At 62.4% G+C, this 14683-nt stretch carries 6 protein-coding genes; all 6 read left to right on the forward strand.

Annotated elements, in window-relative coordinates; translation table 11 throughout:
* The first annotated feature begins 23 nt into the window (after positions 1-23).
* The 6 genes from BM059_RS21325 to recD all read left to right on the forward strand — a co-directional run bounded on the left by BM059_RS21325 (position 24) and on the right by recD (position 14173).
* Positions 24-1703 carry an ATP-binding cassette domain-containing protein gene (locus tag BM059_RS21325; RefSeq protein ID WP_074941256.1) on the forward strand — a complete coding sequence of 560 codons (1680 nt, stop codon included), beginning with the start codon at positions 24-26 and terminating at the stop codon, positions 1701-1703.
* Positions 1696-3108: an HlyD family type I secretion periplasmic adaptor subunit gene (locus BM059_RS21330; protein WP_167364594.1), complete on the forward strand. Its 1413-nt coding sequence runs from the start codon at positions 1696-1698 to the stop codon at positions 3106-3108. Before BM059_RS21325 ends, BM059_RS21330 begins: the two co-directional genes overlap by 8 nt.
* A gap of 183 nt (positions 3109-3291) precedes the next feature.
* Positions 3292-4611: a methyl-accepting chemotaxis protein gene (locus BM059_RS21335; protein WP_074941257.1), complete on the forward strand. Its 1320-nt coding sequence runs from the start codon at positions 3292-3294 to the stop codon at positions 4609-4611.
* Between the two features lie 495 nt (positions 4612-5106).
* On the forward strand, positions 5107-8520 hold the full coding sequence (recC, locus tag BM059_RS21340) for an exodeoxyribonuclease V subunit gamma (protein ID WP_074941258.1): 3414 nt from the start codon (positions 5107-5109) through the stop codon (positions 8518-8520).
* A complete protein-coding gene (recB, locus tag BM059_RS21345) occupies positions 8517-12146 on the forward strand; it encodes an exodeoxyribonuclease V subunit beta (protein WP_074941259.1) in 3630 nt (1209 codons plus the stop codon). Before recC ends, recB begins: the two co-directional genes overlap by 4 nt.
* The gene (recD, locus tag BM059_RS21350) at positions 12143-14173 is read left to right on the forward strand and encodes an exodeoxyribonuclease V subunit alpha (protein ID WP_074941260.1); all 2031 of its coding nucleotides are present in this window, start codon (positions 12143-12145) and stop codon (positions 14171-14173) included. Before recB ends, recD begins: the two co-directional genes overlap by 4 nt.
* The last annotated feature ends 510 nt before the right edge of the window (positions 14174-14683 follow it).

Here is a 14683-nt window from a genome sequence, read left to right on the forward strand (position 1 = left end):
AGGGGGCCTTTCCGAGTGTCACGATGAACGAGTTTTTCCGCCGAATCGCCCTGCAACCCAGGCTGCGCCTGGAACTGTGGCTGTCCTCGCTGTTGATCAATCTGCTCGGTCTGGCCAGCTCGTTGTACAGCATCCATGTTCTCAACCGGTACCTGGCACTGGGGGTCGACGCAACCCTGGTGACCCTGACGCTCGGCGCCGTCATGGCGGTGGGCTTCGAGGTGCTGCTACGCAATGCGCGTCTGCGCGTGGCGCAATGGCTGTGCGCACGGGCCGATACGGAGTTGGGTGAGACGCTGTTCGAAGGGGCGGTGCGTGGTCAATACGCACTGGTCGAGCAGTTGCCGCATACGGCACGGCGGGAAATTCTCTCCGGGCAGAGCACCGTGCAGCAATGCTTCGGCGCGCCCAACCTGGTGACCCTACTGGACACGCCATTCGCCTTCGTGTTCGTCGTGGTGCTGGGTATGCTCAGTCCGTTTCTGGCTTGTATGGCCCTGCTGGTAATGGTCGGCGTGACGCTGGTGTCGCTGCTGGCGCAGCGCCGCCTGCGTGAGCCGATGGAGGCGCAGAGCCGTATTGCTATACAGATGGCCGGCTACCAGCACAACCTCACCGCTGGCGGGGAAATGGTGCGGGCGTTTTCCGCAGCCGATGCGCTGAAGGAAAAATGGCGTGCCTGCGCTGACGATCAGGCCGAACAGCGGGCTCAACTCAATCGCCTGCAGAACACCATGCAGAACGCCAGCTACGCCGGAACCCTGATCCTCAGCATGGTGATCATGGGCCTGGGGGCGCGCGAGGTGCTGGCCGGCAACCTCGACATCGGTTCGTTGATCGGCTGCAACATTCTCGCCAGCCGAGCCCTGGCGGCACTGACGCGCGCGCTCGGTCTGGGCGAGCAGATCGGTCGTGGTCAGCGCGCGTTGGAGCTGTCACGGCAGTTGTGCGCCATTCCGCGTGAGCGTGCCGAAGGTGTGCGCCTTGGCCAGACCCGCGGCAGCCTGCGCTTCGAGGACATGGCTTTCGGTTACCCGAAGCAGGCCGTGCCGGTGTTGGAGCATTTCGATTATTCGTTGGAGGCTGGCAAGGTGCTGGTTTTCACCGGTGCCAATGGCAGCGGCAAGACGACCCTGGCGCGCTTGCTGGTCGGGCTGCTGGAGCCCAGCCGTGGCCATCTGTTGGTCGATGGCATGGACTTGCGCCAGGCCGATCCGCAGTGGTGGCGTCGTCAGGTCGCCTATCTGCCGCAGGAACCGCAGTTCTTCGATGGCACCCTGCGTGAGAACCTCTGCGTGCTGGCGCCGGAAACCGCTGATGCCAAGGTACTGGAGTTGTGCCGGGAGCTGGCGGTGGGCGCTTTCGTCGAAGGTGGTGCGGAAGGGTTGGGCCTGGTGGTGCGCAACGGTGGCGGCAGTATTCCGTTGGGTATCCGTCGGCGTCTGGCGCTGGTACGCGCGGTGCTCGGTGGTGGGCAACTGGTGGTACTGGACGATCCTACCGAGGGCGTCGATGCCGAGGGTTGCAAGGCCATCGCGGCGCTGCTCAGCCGCCTGGTACGCGAGGGGCGTACGCTGGTGATGATGAGCAATGAATCGTTCATCCTCGGTGCTGCCGATACGGTCATCGACCTCAACTACAAGCCGGTACCGCGCGTGCTGCGAGATGGCAAACCTGCACGCGAAGGAGTCCAGCATGGCTGAGCAAGGCATGCCGATGAATGACGTACCTAGCCGCCTTGGTCGCATCGCTGACCGGATCCTGGGGGCCTTCGAGAGCCATCCGTTGCTGAGTCGCCTGGCCGGTTTCTTCCTGCCCGGCAAGACCGACCCGGCATTGCCTGGCGACGAACTGCTGGGCAGCCGCCTGACCATCCGCCTGCTGGCGCTGATGCTCGGCGCCATGTTGCTGTGGTCGCTGTTCTTCCCGCTGGACATCGCCAGCCACTCCCCCGGTGAGGTGACTTCGCTGGGGCAGACCAAGCTGGTGCAGCACCTGGAGGGCGGTATCGTGCGCCGTATCCTGGTGCGCGAAGGGCAGCGTGTGGCGCCTGGCGAGCCGCTGGCGGAAATCGAACGGGTCGCCATGATGTCCGAAGGGCGCGAGACCGAGGCGCTACTGGCTGCGCTGCGTATCCGCTCCCTGCGTCTGGAGGCGCAACTGGCCGGGGCCGACGACATGATCGTGCCCGAAGAACTGGCGCGAGATTTCCCTGAGCAGGTCAAGGTCAACCGCGACCTGTTCATCGCGCAGAAGAGTCGCCTGGACAGCCGCTCCGAGGAGCAGCAGCAGAAAATCCAGCAGCGCCGCGCTGAGGAAAAGGAACTCAAGGCCCGCATCGGCCACGTCAGTTCCAAGCTCAAGCTACTGCGCGAACAGATCGCCATCAGCCAGAAACTGATGACTGAGGGCCTGGCCAACCGCTACGAACACCTGGAACTGCTCAAGGACGAACAGCAATTGCGTGGCACCCTGCAGGAAACCGAGGCCTCCCTGGGCCGTGTGTACGCAGGTCTAAAGCAGGAGCAGGCAGCTCTCACCGGCCTGGATTCGGGTGGTCACGAGGAACTGCAGAAGGAACTGGCCGAAGTACGCCGACAGATCACCGAACTGCAGGAGCGCCTGCTCAAGTTCTCAGACAGCCGTGAGCGGCAGGTGGTGCGTTCACCCATCGAAGGCGTGGTCATGACCCTGCAAGTGGTGACCGAAGGCGGCGTAATCCAGCCGGGTGGCACTCTGATGACTCTGGTACCGGCGGGTGAGCCGTTGATGATCGAGACGCGGCTGCCGGTCGGTGATATCGGTATGGTCACTCCCGGCCAGCAGGCCCGCATCCAACTGGTGTCTTCCATCGCTCGTGGCTTTCAGCCCATCGACGGCGAAGTGGTCGACATCAGCCCGGACTCGGTGCTCGACGAGCAGCGCATCCCTTACTTCCGTGTACGCATCCGCCCGGCACAGGAGGCCTTCGAGCATTCCGGCGCGCGTTATCCCTTGCTGCCCGGCGTGCCTGTAAGTGTCGCCATCCTCACCGGCGAGCGTTCGCTGTTCAACTACATTGCCGGCCCGCTTACCGACGGCATGAACCGGTCGTTCAGCGAGCCATAGCAGAGGCTGCCATTTTTCGATTCTGTCTGCATCTTCAGGGCAAGTGGAGGAAGAGGCGGAGGCAGTGATCAGGTGCGCTCGAAATCCGTAAAAGCTATACGTACATTTTTGTTTGTAAAAGGTTAGTATAGGTTTTAGGCGTTTCTCCTTCCCCTAGAACTCTATTCGCTGTCAGGGAAATTCATGTTCAACAGATCGATTAAGCAGACCCTGGCTCAGGCTCTGCAGAGATTACAAGCGGCAGAGGCTCGTAGAGTTGCAGTCGATCGTTCCACTGCGATGATTGAATTCAAGCCTGATGGCACGATCGTCAGCGCTAACGAGAACCTCTTGGCGACAATGGGCTATCGGCTAGATGAGATCGTTGGTCAGCATCATCGTATGTTCTGTTTTCCCGACTATCAGGCCGGGGCAGACTACCGTCGGTTTTGGCAACGCCTGGCCGGAGGGGAGTTTATTCGTGATCGATTTCTTCGGCGTAACAAGCAGGGACGGGAGGTTTGGCTAGAGGCAAGCTATAACCCTATCCGGCGTGCCGATGGCAGCATCGAGGGCGTTCTCAAGCTGGCCACCGATATCACCCAGCTGGTTGCTCGCGAACAAGAGCAGAACAGCATGATTGAGGCTATTAGTCGCTCTATGGCCATCATTTCATTCAACCTCAAAGGGGAGGTACTCGAAGCCAACGAGAATTTCGAGCAAACCATGGGGTATCGCCTGAGTGAGATAAGGGGAAAGCACCACCGAATGTTCTGTACCCGGGAGGAGGTTGATGCCTCTGCGTATCGTGAGTTCTGGGAGCGGCTCAATCGAGGCGATTTTTTTTCTGGGCGCTTTCAGCGCCTTGATCGTTACGGTCACACGGTTTGGCTAAGTGCCACATACAACCCGGTTTTCGATGTCGGAGGGCACCTCTACAAGGTGGTCAAGTTCGCGCGTGACATCACCGCGCAGGTGCGTCAGCAGGAAGCTGAATCAGATGCTGCAAGGCTTGCCTACGAAATTTCTCAGCAGACTGACGAGAGAGCCCGCCATGGCGCTCAGGTAATTAGAGACACTGTAGAGGTGGTGCGCGGCATAGCTGATGAGTTGTCTCGTGCTGCCGAGGGCATAACCGCGGTGAGTCAACAATCAGAAATGATCAGTAGCATCGTGCAGACGATTCGCAGTATTGCTGAGCAGACGAACTTGCTTGCCCTCAATGCAGCCATTGAAGCCGCTCGGGCGGGTGAACAGGGGCGTGGTTTCGCCGTGGTCGCTGATGAGGTTCGTAATCTGGCAGCACGAACTGCCCGAGCGACGGTCGAGATTGTCGACGTAGTGAGACGTAACCATGAACTGGCGCAAGAAGCTGTGAACAGTATGGAGTCGAGCCGTCATGAGGTTGATCGAGGCGTTGGTCTGGTCAATCAAGCTGGCCAGGTCATTGAAGAAATTCAAGATGGTGCTCGGCAAGTGGTCGATGCTGTTCGTCAGTTTGCAGAGGCGCTCGAAGAGCCCTGATGCATGAAGATCGGCGTTTAAACCTTGTGAGATGCACTCGCCAAGAAATCAATCATCCGAGGTGGCTGTTTTTAATGGATGATTCTTGCGTTTACGCGCTTCGCTCAATCGCTGATTCATATTCAACGTATATCCCGTTCAGTTGAGTTCTAAGGGGAAATCGAACGTCGCTTGGGCTAGGTCGACGTACTGGCCAACGACACTGATTTCTTCAAGGCTCTGCCCCTGAGCGATAGTGACGATGCGTTCTTCAGGTCACCGCGATCAACCTGGCAGGCGGGCAACACGCTGTGTGAGCCTGCATCCAAGCACTTTTCCGCTTTATCTACTGGGCTAGCAGGAGGATGCCGCTGTCGTGTCTGGATCAATGGCCAGGTATTGCGCGCCAATGGTGGGTTGGTCTGATGCGAGAGTGCTGCGAGGCAGCGATGGATGACGCACCTCGTCACCAAATGCTGGCAAACTTGCGCTTCGATTTTCGACAGGAGTCAGTCGATGCCCGCCAGCCCGGAGTTGTCCCCCGGCCTTATCGTCATTCACGGCAACCACCTCGAAGAGCTGCGTGCGCTGGCTGTGCAGTGGATGCGCCGCTATCCGCTGCGGCCGCTGGAGAACGAAGTGCTGCTGGTGCAGAGCAATGGCATCGCCCAGTGGCTCAAGCTGGCGTTGGCCGAGCGTGATGGATGTGGGATTGCTGCCGCGCTGGATGTTGACCTGCCGGCGCGTTTTCTCTGGCAGGCGTACCGCAACGTGCTGGGCAAGGATGCGATCCCGCAGCAGTCGCCGCTGGACAAGGCGCCGCTGACCTGGCGTCTGATGCGGCTGTTGCCAGGCTTGCTGGCCGAGGAAGCGTTCGCCCCTTTGCGCCGCTTCCTCGCCGATGATCAGGATCTTCGCAAGCGTCACCAACTGGCTGAGCGTCTGGCTGATCTGTTCGACCAATACCAGGTCTATCGCGCTGACTGGCTGGCGGACTGGGCTGCCGGGCATGATCGGCTGCGTACCTCGCGCGGTGGTGAACGGATGCTGGAGGGCGATTCCCGTTGGCAACCCGCGCTGTGGCGTGCCTTGCTGGCGGACGTTGGCGAACAGCACCTGGCCGAGAGCCGCGCTGGCGTGCATCCGCGTTTCGTCGCCCGTATGGGCGAACTGGATGCAGCGCCGCCCGGGCTACCCCGGCGTATCACCGTTTTTGGCATCTCCTCGTTGCCGGCCCAGGTGCTGGAAGCGCTGGCTACCATGGCGCGCTTCAGCCAGGTCATGCTTTACGTGCACAACCCCTGTCAGCACCACTGGGGCGATATCGTCGAAGACAAGGATCTGCTGCGCCACGAATACCGCCGTCAGCAGCGCAAAGGCAAACCAAGTGCCCAGATCGGCCTGTTCGAGCAGGAAGACATGCACCAGCACGGGCAGCCGTTGCTCGCGGCCTGGGGTAAGCAGGGGCGTGACTACATCAACCTGCTGGATCAGTACGACGAGCCGCAGCGCTACCGCGAGCAGTTCGAGCGCATCGACCTGTTCAGTCCGGCCGACGAGGACAGCCTGCTCGGCCAGTTGCAGAACGATATCCTCGACCTGCGCCCACTGGCGGAAACGCGCAGCACCTGGCCTGCGGTCGACCCCGCACGTGATCATTCGCTGCGTTTTCATATCGGCCACAGCGCTCAGCGCGAGGTGGAGGTGCTGCACGACCAACTGCTGGCCAGCTTCAGCGAGGACGCCACGCTAAGGCCGCGCGACGTGATCGTCATGGTGCCGGACGTCAACGCCTATGCACCGCATATCCAGGCTGTGTTCGGCCAGTTCGCCAGCGACGACCCGCGTTTCATTCCCTTCACCCTGGCTGACCAGGGGCTGCGCGGCAAGGAGCCGATGGTCATCGCGCTGGAGCACCTGCTGCGCCTGCCGGAAAGCCGCTTCAGCGTCAGCGAGATACTCGACCTGCTGGATGTCGCCGCGTTGCGTCAGCGCTTCGCCATCGCCGAGGATCAGTTGCCCACCCTGCGCCGCTGGCTGGAGGGTGCCGGTGTGCGCTGGGGGCTGGACGCGACACAGCGGCAGTCGCTTGGCCTCGGCGAGAACCTGGAGCAGAACACCTGGCGCTTCGGTCTGCGACGCATGCTGCTGGGCTACGCAGTGGGTACGGCCGACGCCTTTGCCGGTATCGAGCCCTATGACGAAATCGGCGGGCTCGATGCTGCGCTGATCGGCCCGGTGACACGCCTGCTGGAAACCCTCGGCCGGCATCTGCAGCAACTGCGCGAGCCGGCCACGCCGGTGCAGTGGGGTGAACGCTTGCGCGGCATGCTCGACGATTTCTTCCTGCCGCAGAACGACCGTGAAGAGGTGCTCACCACCCAATTGCTCGATGCGCTGGATGCCTGGCTGGAGCTTTGCGAGGCTGCGACGCTGGACGAAGCGCTGACCCTGCCGGTGGTGCGCGAAGCCTGGCTCGGCGGGCTCGATCAGGGGCGGCTGAGCCAGCGCTTTCTCGCTGGGGCGGTGAATTTCTGCACGCTGATGCCGATGCGCGCGATCCCGTTCCGCCAGGTTTGCCTGCTGGGCATGAACGATGGCGACTACCCGCGCAGCCAGGCGCCGCTGGATTTCGACCTGATGGCCGGTGATTACCGACCTGGTGACCGTTCGCGCCGCGAGGATGATCGCTATCTGCTGCTGGAAGCACTGTTGGCAGCGCGTGATCGTCTGTATGTCAGCTGGGTAGGGCGTAGCATTCGCGACAACAGCGAGCGCCCGCCTTCCGTGCTGGTCGGTCAGCTGCGCGACCATCTTGGCAGTGCCTGGACGCTGGCCGATGGCGGCGACGTTCTGCATGGTCTGACCACCGAGCATCCCTTGCAGCCTTTCAGCCGCCGTTACTTCAATGGCGAGGCGCAACTGTTCAGTTATGCCCACGAGTGGGCGGCCCTGCATGGCCAGGCCTCGGCGGGCGAGAGCGCTGCGCCGTTATTGGCCTGGGAAGAGAGACATCAGCTCACGCCTGAGCTGTTGCAGTCGTTCCTGCGTGATCCGGTGAAGTGTTTCTTTACCCGCCGCTTGAAGGTGTTTCTCGACGAAGAGGAGCAGGTGCAGCTCGACAGCGAGCCATTCGCCCTCGACGGTCTGCAGCGCTACCAGTTGCAGGAAATCTTGCTCAAGGCGGCGATCGCAGACGAGGGTGACAGCGAGGATGCGCTGAGGACGGCTGCCGATCGCCTGCAACGCAGCGGCGTTCTGCCGCTGGCCGGGTTCGGCGAGCAGTATCGCAATGCCTTGCTGGAGCCCCTGCCGGCGCAGTTGCGGCGTTATCAGGGGCTTTGCCTGTGCTGGCCTAACCTGCTGGAATCGCCGCAGCGCCTGACTTTCGCCGCAGCTGGCGTTCAGCTCGACGGCTGGCTCGCCGGGTTGCGGCATAAGGCCGATGGCAGCTTGGCGCGCCTGGAACTGCTGCCAGGCGCGCTGCACAAGGACAAGAGCTGGAAGTGGCATCGCCTGCTGCGGCCCTATGTACTGCATGTCATCGCGGCGGCTTGCGGTGTGCCGCTGACCACCTTGCTGGTTGGTGAGGATCGCAGCTTGGCGTTCGAGCCCTTGCAAACCGAGCAAGCAGCGAAGGTACTGAGTGCCTGGCTGGAGGCCTGGAGTGCCGGCATGCAGGCGCCGCTGCCGGTCGCCCTGAAAACCTCCTTGGCCTGGTTGCAGGACAACAACGAAGACAAGACCCGCAGCGTCTACGAAGGTGGCTACAACCTCACCGGTGAAGTCCAGAGCAGCGCCAGCCTGGCGAGGCAGTTCCCTGACTACGCTGCGCTCACCGCCGATGGCCAGTTCCCGGCATGGAGCGAGCGGCTTTATCAGTCGTTGCTCGATAGCAATCCCCAGGCGCTCGAGGAGGACGCAGCATGAGTCAACAGCGCCCCCTGGCCCTGACGTTTCCCCTGCACGGCAGCCGTTTGATCGAGGCCAGTGCCGGCACAGGCAAGACCTTCACCATTTCCGCGCTCTACCTGCGGCTGATCCTTGGGCATGGTGGTGAGGCTGCGTTCCGCGAGCCCCTGCTGCCGCCGCAGATTCTGGTAGTGACCTTTACCGATGCGGCCACGCGCGAATTGCGCGACCGGATTCGTGCGCGCCTGGTTGAGGCCGCGACAGTATTTCGTGGTGATGCGCAGGGCGATGACCTGCTGCGTGAACTGCGTGGTGATTTCGCGCAAACGCAGTGGGACGAGTGCGCCCGCCGCCTGGAGCTGGCGGCACAATGGATGGACGAGGCCGCTGTGTCCACCATCCACGGCTGGTGCCAGCGCATGCTGCGTGAGCATGCCTTCGACAGCGGCAGCCTGTTTAGCCAGACCTTGGAGACCGACCACAGCGAGCTGCTGGCTGAAGTGGTGCGCGATTACTGGCGGCAGCACGGCTATCCGCTACAGGGCGCTGCGCTGCAATGGGTGGCAAGCGTCTGGGGCACGCCCGCTGGCCTTGGCGCCAGGTTGCGGCCTCTGTTGGGTGAGGAGGGTGAAGAGCCGACGCAGTCGCTGGGCGAGCTGCTCGATAGCTCGCTACTGCAGCGCGAACAAGCGCTGGCCGAACTCAAGTCGCCCTGGCTGGCCTGGGCCGATGAGCTACAGCTGTTGCTGGATGCGGCGGTGGCGGCCAAACAGGTGGACGGCAAGAAAATCCAGGCACGCTTCTACAATCCCTGGCTGGCCAAGTTACGTGATTGGGCCGCCAGCGAAGAGTCGCGTCTCGACCTGGGCACGGGGTTCACTCGTCTGACCCCTGACGGTCTGGCCGAAGCCTGGAAGGGCGAGGCGCCTGGCCATCCGGCATTGGACGCCATGGTGCTGCTCAAGGCGCAACTCGATGCCTTGCCTGACCCTTCTGATGCCGCTTTGCGCCACGCGGCGGCATGGGTTCGCCAGCGTTTCGACTGGGAGAAACGCCAGCGCGCGGAAATGGGCTTCGACGACATGCTTGTGCGCCTGGACGCTGCCCTGCAAGGCAGCAATGGCGTGCGCCTGGCCGAGGTGATTCGCCGCCAGTTCCCGGTGGCAATGATCGACGAGTTCCAGGACACCGATCCGCTGCAGTACCGCATCTTCGATACGCTCTATGAGGTCGAGGTCAATCGCGACGACTGCGGCCTGTTCATGATCGGCGACCCCAAGCAGGCCATCTATTCCTTCCGTGGCGCCGACATTCATACCTACCTGCGTGCGCGTCGTGCCACATCCGGTCGGCACTACAACCTGGAGAAGAACTTCCGCTCCAGCCAGGCGATGGTCGATTCCGTCAACGGTGTTTTCCTGCGTGCCGAACAGCGTGACGGCGGCGAGGGTGCGTTTCTGCTGCGCGATGATCTGCCTTTTATCGAGGTGGGCGCGCAAGGTCGACGCGAAGTCTGGAGTGTCGACGGCCAGGCGCAGCCAGCCCTGACGGTGTGGCAACTGGCGAGCGACGAGCCGGTTGCCAAGGGTGCCTATCTGGCTGCCATGGCAGCCGGTGCGGCGAGCGAGATCGTGCGCCTGCTGGATCTGGGGCAGCGTGGGCAGGCTGGTTTTAGCAAAGAGAACGCTCTGACGCCCCTGCGGCCCAGCGATATCGCCGTGCTGGTGCGTGATTTCAATGAAGCGCAGGCCATTCGCGGCGAGCTGGCTGCGCGCGGCGTGCGCAGTGTCTACCTCTCCGACAAGGATTCGGTATTCGCTGCCCAGGAGGCACGTGACCTGCTGCTGTGGCTGCGCGCCTGTGCCGAGCCGGATCAGGATCGCCCGCTGCGCGCAGCGCTGGCCAGCGCGACGCTGGGGCTGGCGTTGAGCGAGCTGGAGCAGCTCAACCTCGACGAGCGTACCTGGGAGCGTCGGGTCATGCAGTTCCGCGATTACCGTCAGCGCTGGCAGCGCCAGGGTGTGCTGCCGATGCTGCGCCAGTTGCTGCAGGACTTCGAGCTGCCGCAGCGGCTGATGGGCCGTGACGATGGCGAGCGGGTATTGACCAACCTGTTGCACCTGGCCGAACTGCTGCAGCAGGCCGCCGCTGAACTGGACGGCGAACTGGCGCTGATTCGTCATCTGGGCGAGCTGCTGGCCGGCGAAGGCCAGGCGGCCGACGAGCAGGTGTTGCGCCTGGAGAGCGACGAGGCATTGGTACGCGTGGTGACCATCCACAAATCCAAGGGCCTGGAGTACCCCCTGGTGTTCCTGCCGTTCATCTGTGCATTCCGCCCGGTGGATGACAAGAAGCCGCTGCAGATCCACGACGGTGAGCGCCGCCAGCTGGTGCTCAAGCCCGATGAAGGCAGCCTGGAGCGTGCTGAACGTGAGCGCCTGGGTGAGGATTTGCGCCTGCTTTATGTGGCGCTTACCCGTGCCCGTCATGCCTGCTGGTTGGGCGTGGCGGATCTGAAGATCGGTAACGGTAAGAAGTCGCGCCTGCATGAATCGGCCTTGGGGTATCTGCTCGGGGGCGGCGTATCGCTGGCCACCAGTGGAGAGCTCACCAGCTGGCTCGCGCCTTTTGCCGCTGGGCAGGAAAGCACCGTTGCGCCGGTGCCTGCCGCCAGCGAGCAGCGCTATCGCGTGATCGAAGATGAGCGGTTCGAGCCGTCCTGGCGCACGCCGGTACGCCGCGCCGCCGAACACTGGTGGATCGCTTCCTACAGTGCGCTACGCCTGGACGAGGATGCGCCCAGCCTGGTCAGTCGCCACGAGGATGCCGCGCCCGACAGCCCGGCGATGCAGAACGCCATCGACGATGAGGATCCGTTGCTGGCCCTAACGCCGCTGCCAGCATCCGCTCAGGGGCTGCATCGCTTCCCGCGCGGGCCGAACCCCGGCACCTTCCTCCATGGCTTGCTGGAAATGGCGGCGCAGGAAGGCTTCGCCAGCCTGGTGCAGGATCCGCCGAGGCTGCGCGAGGCACTGGCCAGGCGCTGCCAGCGTCGCGGCCTGGAAGGCTGGATCGACCCTTTGCAGGACTGGCTGCTGGCGCTACTGACCCAGCCGCTCCCTCTGGGTGGCGCGGATAGCGTGGTGCTGGCGCAACTGACGCAGTATCAGCCCGAGCTGGAGTTCTGGTTCGAAGCGCGTGGGGTGGACGTCAGGCTGCTGGATCAGTGGGTACAGCAGTGCGAACTACCGGGTATCGCCAGGCAGCCGCTGCGTGCCGACACCCTCAACGGCATGTTCAAGGGATTCATCGATCTGGTATTCGAACATCAGGGGCGTTACTACGTGGCGGATTACAAATCCAACTGGCTCGGCAGCGATGACAGCGCCTACACCCGCGAGGCGATGGAAACGGCCATCGCCAGCCACCGGTATGACTTGCAGTACGTGCTCTACGTGCTGGCGCTGCACCGGCAACTGTGTTTGCGCCTACCGGATTACGACTACGACCAGCATGTCGGTGGCGCGCTCTACCTGTTCCTGCGCGCACCGCAGCAGGGTGCCTACCTGGCGCGGCCGCCACGCGAACTAATCGAGCGTCTGGATGCGCTGTTCATGGGCGACGTAGAGGAGGGCGCAGCATGACTACGACGCTTGCGCCGGCGCTGCGTGATCGCGCCGAACTCTTTGTTCTGCTTTCTAACTGGAGCGAGCGTGGCTGGCTGCGCGAGCTGGATCGGGCGCTGGCACAGCTGTTCGCCGAGCTGGATCCGCATGCTTCGCCTCTGCTCCTGCTCGGCGCCGCGCTGGCCAGTCACCAACTGGGCCAGGGGCATGTCTGCCTGGATTTGGCCGCCACCTTGGCCTGCCCGGACTTCACCCTGTCTTTGCCGCCGGAAGGCGAGGATGCGCAAGAAGCGATGATCCTGCCATCGCAGGTGCTGGCCGGGCTCAGCCTGGAACCCTGGTTGGCGGCCTGTGTCGGCAGCACGCTGCTGGAGTCCGATGGTGCGCCGCTGGTCCTGAGTGGCACCTGCTTATATATGAGGCGTTACTGGAACTACGAGCGTCAGGTGGCCGGCAACATCGCCCGGCGTCTGCAGGCAAGTGCCGCGGCACCGAGCGATCTGACTGCACGATTGGCCTCACTGTTTCCCGAGCCGCTGGTAGTGGAGGGTAAGCGCCTGACCGACTGGCAGAAGCTGGCCTGCGCCATGGCCGCTCAAGGACGCTTCACACTGATTACCGGCGGGCCTGGAACCGGTAAGACGACGACGGTGGTGCGTCTCCTCGCGTTGTTGCAGGAAGCTGCCATGGCTACTGGCGAGCCGCTGCGCCTGAGTCTGGCGGCGCCCACCGGCAAGGCAGCTGCACGGCTGACCGAATCCATCGGTGCACAAGTGCAGTCCCTGGCGCTGGAGGAGCGGGTACGTGAACAGATTCCGACGCTGGTGACGACGCTGCATCGCTTGCTGGGCAGTCGTCCCGGCAGTCGTCATTTCCGTCACGATGCCGCTAACCCCTTGCCACTAGACGTGCTGGTAGTCGACGAGGCGTCGATGATCGACCTAGAGATGATGTCCAGCCTGCTGGACGCACTCCCGGCGCATGCGCGTTTGATTCTGCTGGGCGACAAGGATCAGCTCGCGTCAGTAGAGGCCGGTGCGGTACTGGGTGATTTATGTCGAGAGGCAGAAAGTGGCGGCTACAGCGAGGCAACGCGCACATGGCTGGAAAGCCCGACGGGCGAGCGGCTGGACGACCCGGCACTGGTATCCGGTGATAAAGCGCTGGCACAGCACATCGTCATGCTGCGTCACTCGCGTCGTTTCGGCAGTGGCTCGGGTATCGGACGTCTGGCGCGGGCGGTGAACCAGGGCGATGCGCAGGTGGCTCGTGCGACTTTGGCAGCGGGTGCGGACGACCTGCATGTGCTGCGTCTGTCGGGTGAGCAGGATCGCGCACTGGAGCGACTACTAATAGACGGGCAGGGCAGTGACGAATCGCGTCCGCAGGGATACGCCCATTACCTGCAACTGATGCAGACGCAGCGCCCGGCACCTGAGGCGGGGGAGCAAGCCTGGGATGATTGGGCTGGCGCGGTTCTGGCGGCGTTCGATCAGTTTCAACTGCTCTGTGCGGTTCGAAAGGGCGCCTGGGGTGTGGAAGCGCTCAACGAGCGTATCGCTGAAGCGTTGGTCCGGCGTGGACTCCTTGAGCAGGCGCATGGCTGGTATGAAGGTCGGCCGGTGCTGGTAACGCGCAACGACTACAGCCTGGGATTGATGAATGGCGATATCGGCATCGCGCTGCGCTTACCCGAGCCACCAGAGGTTCCGGGCGCACCCACGCGTCAGGTATTACGAGTGGTATTCCCACGCAATGATGGCAGTGGAGCCTTGCGTCATATCCTGCCGAGTCGCCTGAGCGCAGTAGAGACGGTGTTCGCCATGACCGTGCACAAGTCGCAAGGCTCCGAGTTCGCCCATTGCGCGCTGATCCTGCCCGACAGCCTCAACCCGGTGCTGACCAAGGAGCTGGTCTACACCGGCATCACCCGGGCCCGCCACTGGTTCAGCCTTATTGAAAGCCGCGCAGGCATCTTCGAGCAGGCAGTGCAGCGACGAGTGGAGCGACGCAGCGGGCTGCGCGAGGCGCTGGAAGCGTTATAAGTCATAAAACTGCAAAATAAGCTTGACGCGCATTCTGCTGGCGGTAGAATGCGCGCCACTTCAGCGATGAAGCGCTTCAAAAACTTCTTGTTAATCAATAAGTTAAGTTAAATGAAGGGCTTGCAAAACTGGATCTGGCGTGTAGAATGCGCGTCGGTCGACAGGGTGGTGGTTTGATCCTGTTGGTGGTTCGGTCGAATGGATCGAAAGCGGTAGAAAAGAGGTGGTTGACAGCGGTTTTGAACGCTGTAGAATGCGCCTCCCGCTGGAGAGAAGAAGTTCTGATCGAAGGCGCAAGTGGTTGAGTAGAAAGAAGTTTCTCCGGAAACAAATTCGAAAAACAGCTTGACAGATAGAAAGGCTGCTGTAGAATGCGCGGCCTTGGTTGAGACGAAAGACTTAACCAACTGTTCTTTAACAACTGAATCAAGCAATTCGTGTGGGTGCTTGTGAGGTAAGACTGATAGTCAACTGATTATCAGCATCACAAAGCAACACTCGTTAATTCGA

This window comes from Ectopseudomonas composti (assembly GCF_900115475.1).
GTDB lineage: Bacteria > Pseudomonadota > Gammaproteobacteria > Pseudomonadales > Pseudomonadaceae > Aquipseudomonas > Aquipseudomonas composti.

Coding starts and splice junctions, on each gene's coding strand:
- BM059_RS21325 (WP_074941256.1), top strand. CDS start 24: ATGAACGAGTTTTTCCGCCGAATCGCCCTGCAACCCAGGCTGCGCCTG.
- BM059_RS21330 (WP_167364594.1), top strand. CDS start 1,696: ATGGCTGAGCAAGGCATGCCGATGAATGACGTACCTAGCCGCCTTGGT.
- recC (WP_074941258.1), top strand. CDS start 5,107: ATGCCCGCCAGCCCGGAGTTGTCCCCCGGCCTTATCGTCATTCACGGC.
- BM059_RS21335 (WP_074941257.1), top strand. CDS start 3,292: ATGTTCAACAGATCGATTAAGCAGACCCTGGCTCAGGCTCTGCAGAGA.
- recB (WP_074941259.1), top strand. CDS start 8,517: ATGAGTCAACAGCGCCCCCTGGCCCTGACGTTTCCCCTGCACGGCAGC.
- recD (WP_074941260.1), top strand. CDS start 12,143: ATGACTACGACGCTTGCGCCGGCGCTGCGTGATCGCGCCGAACTCTTT.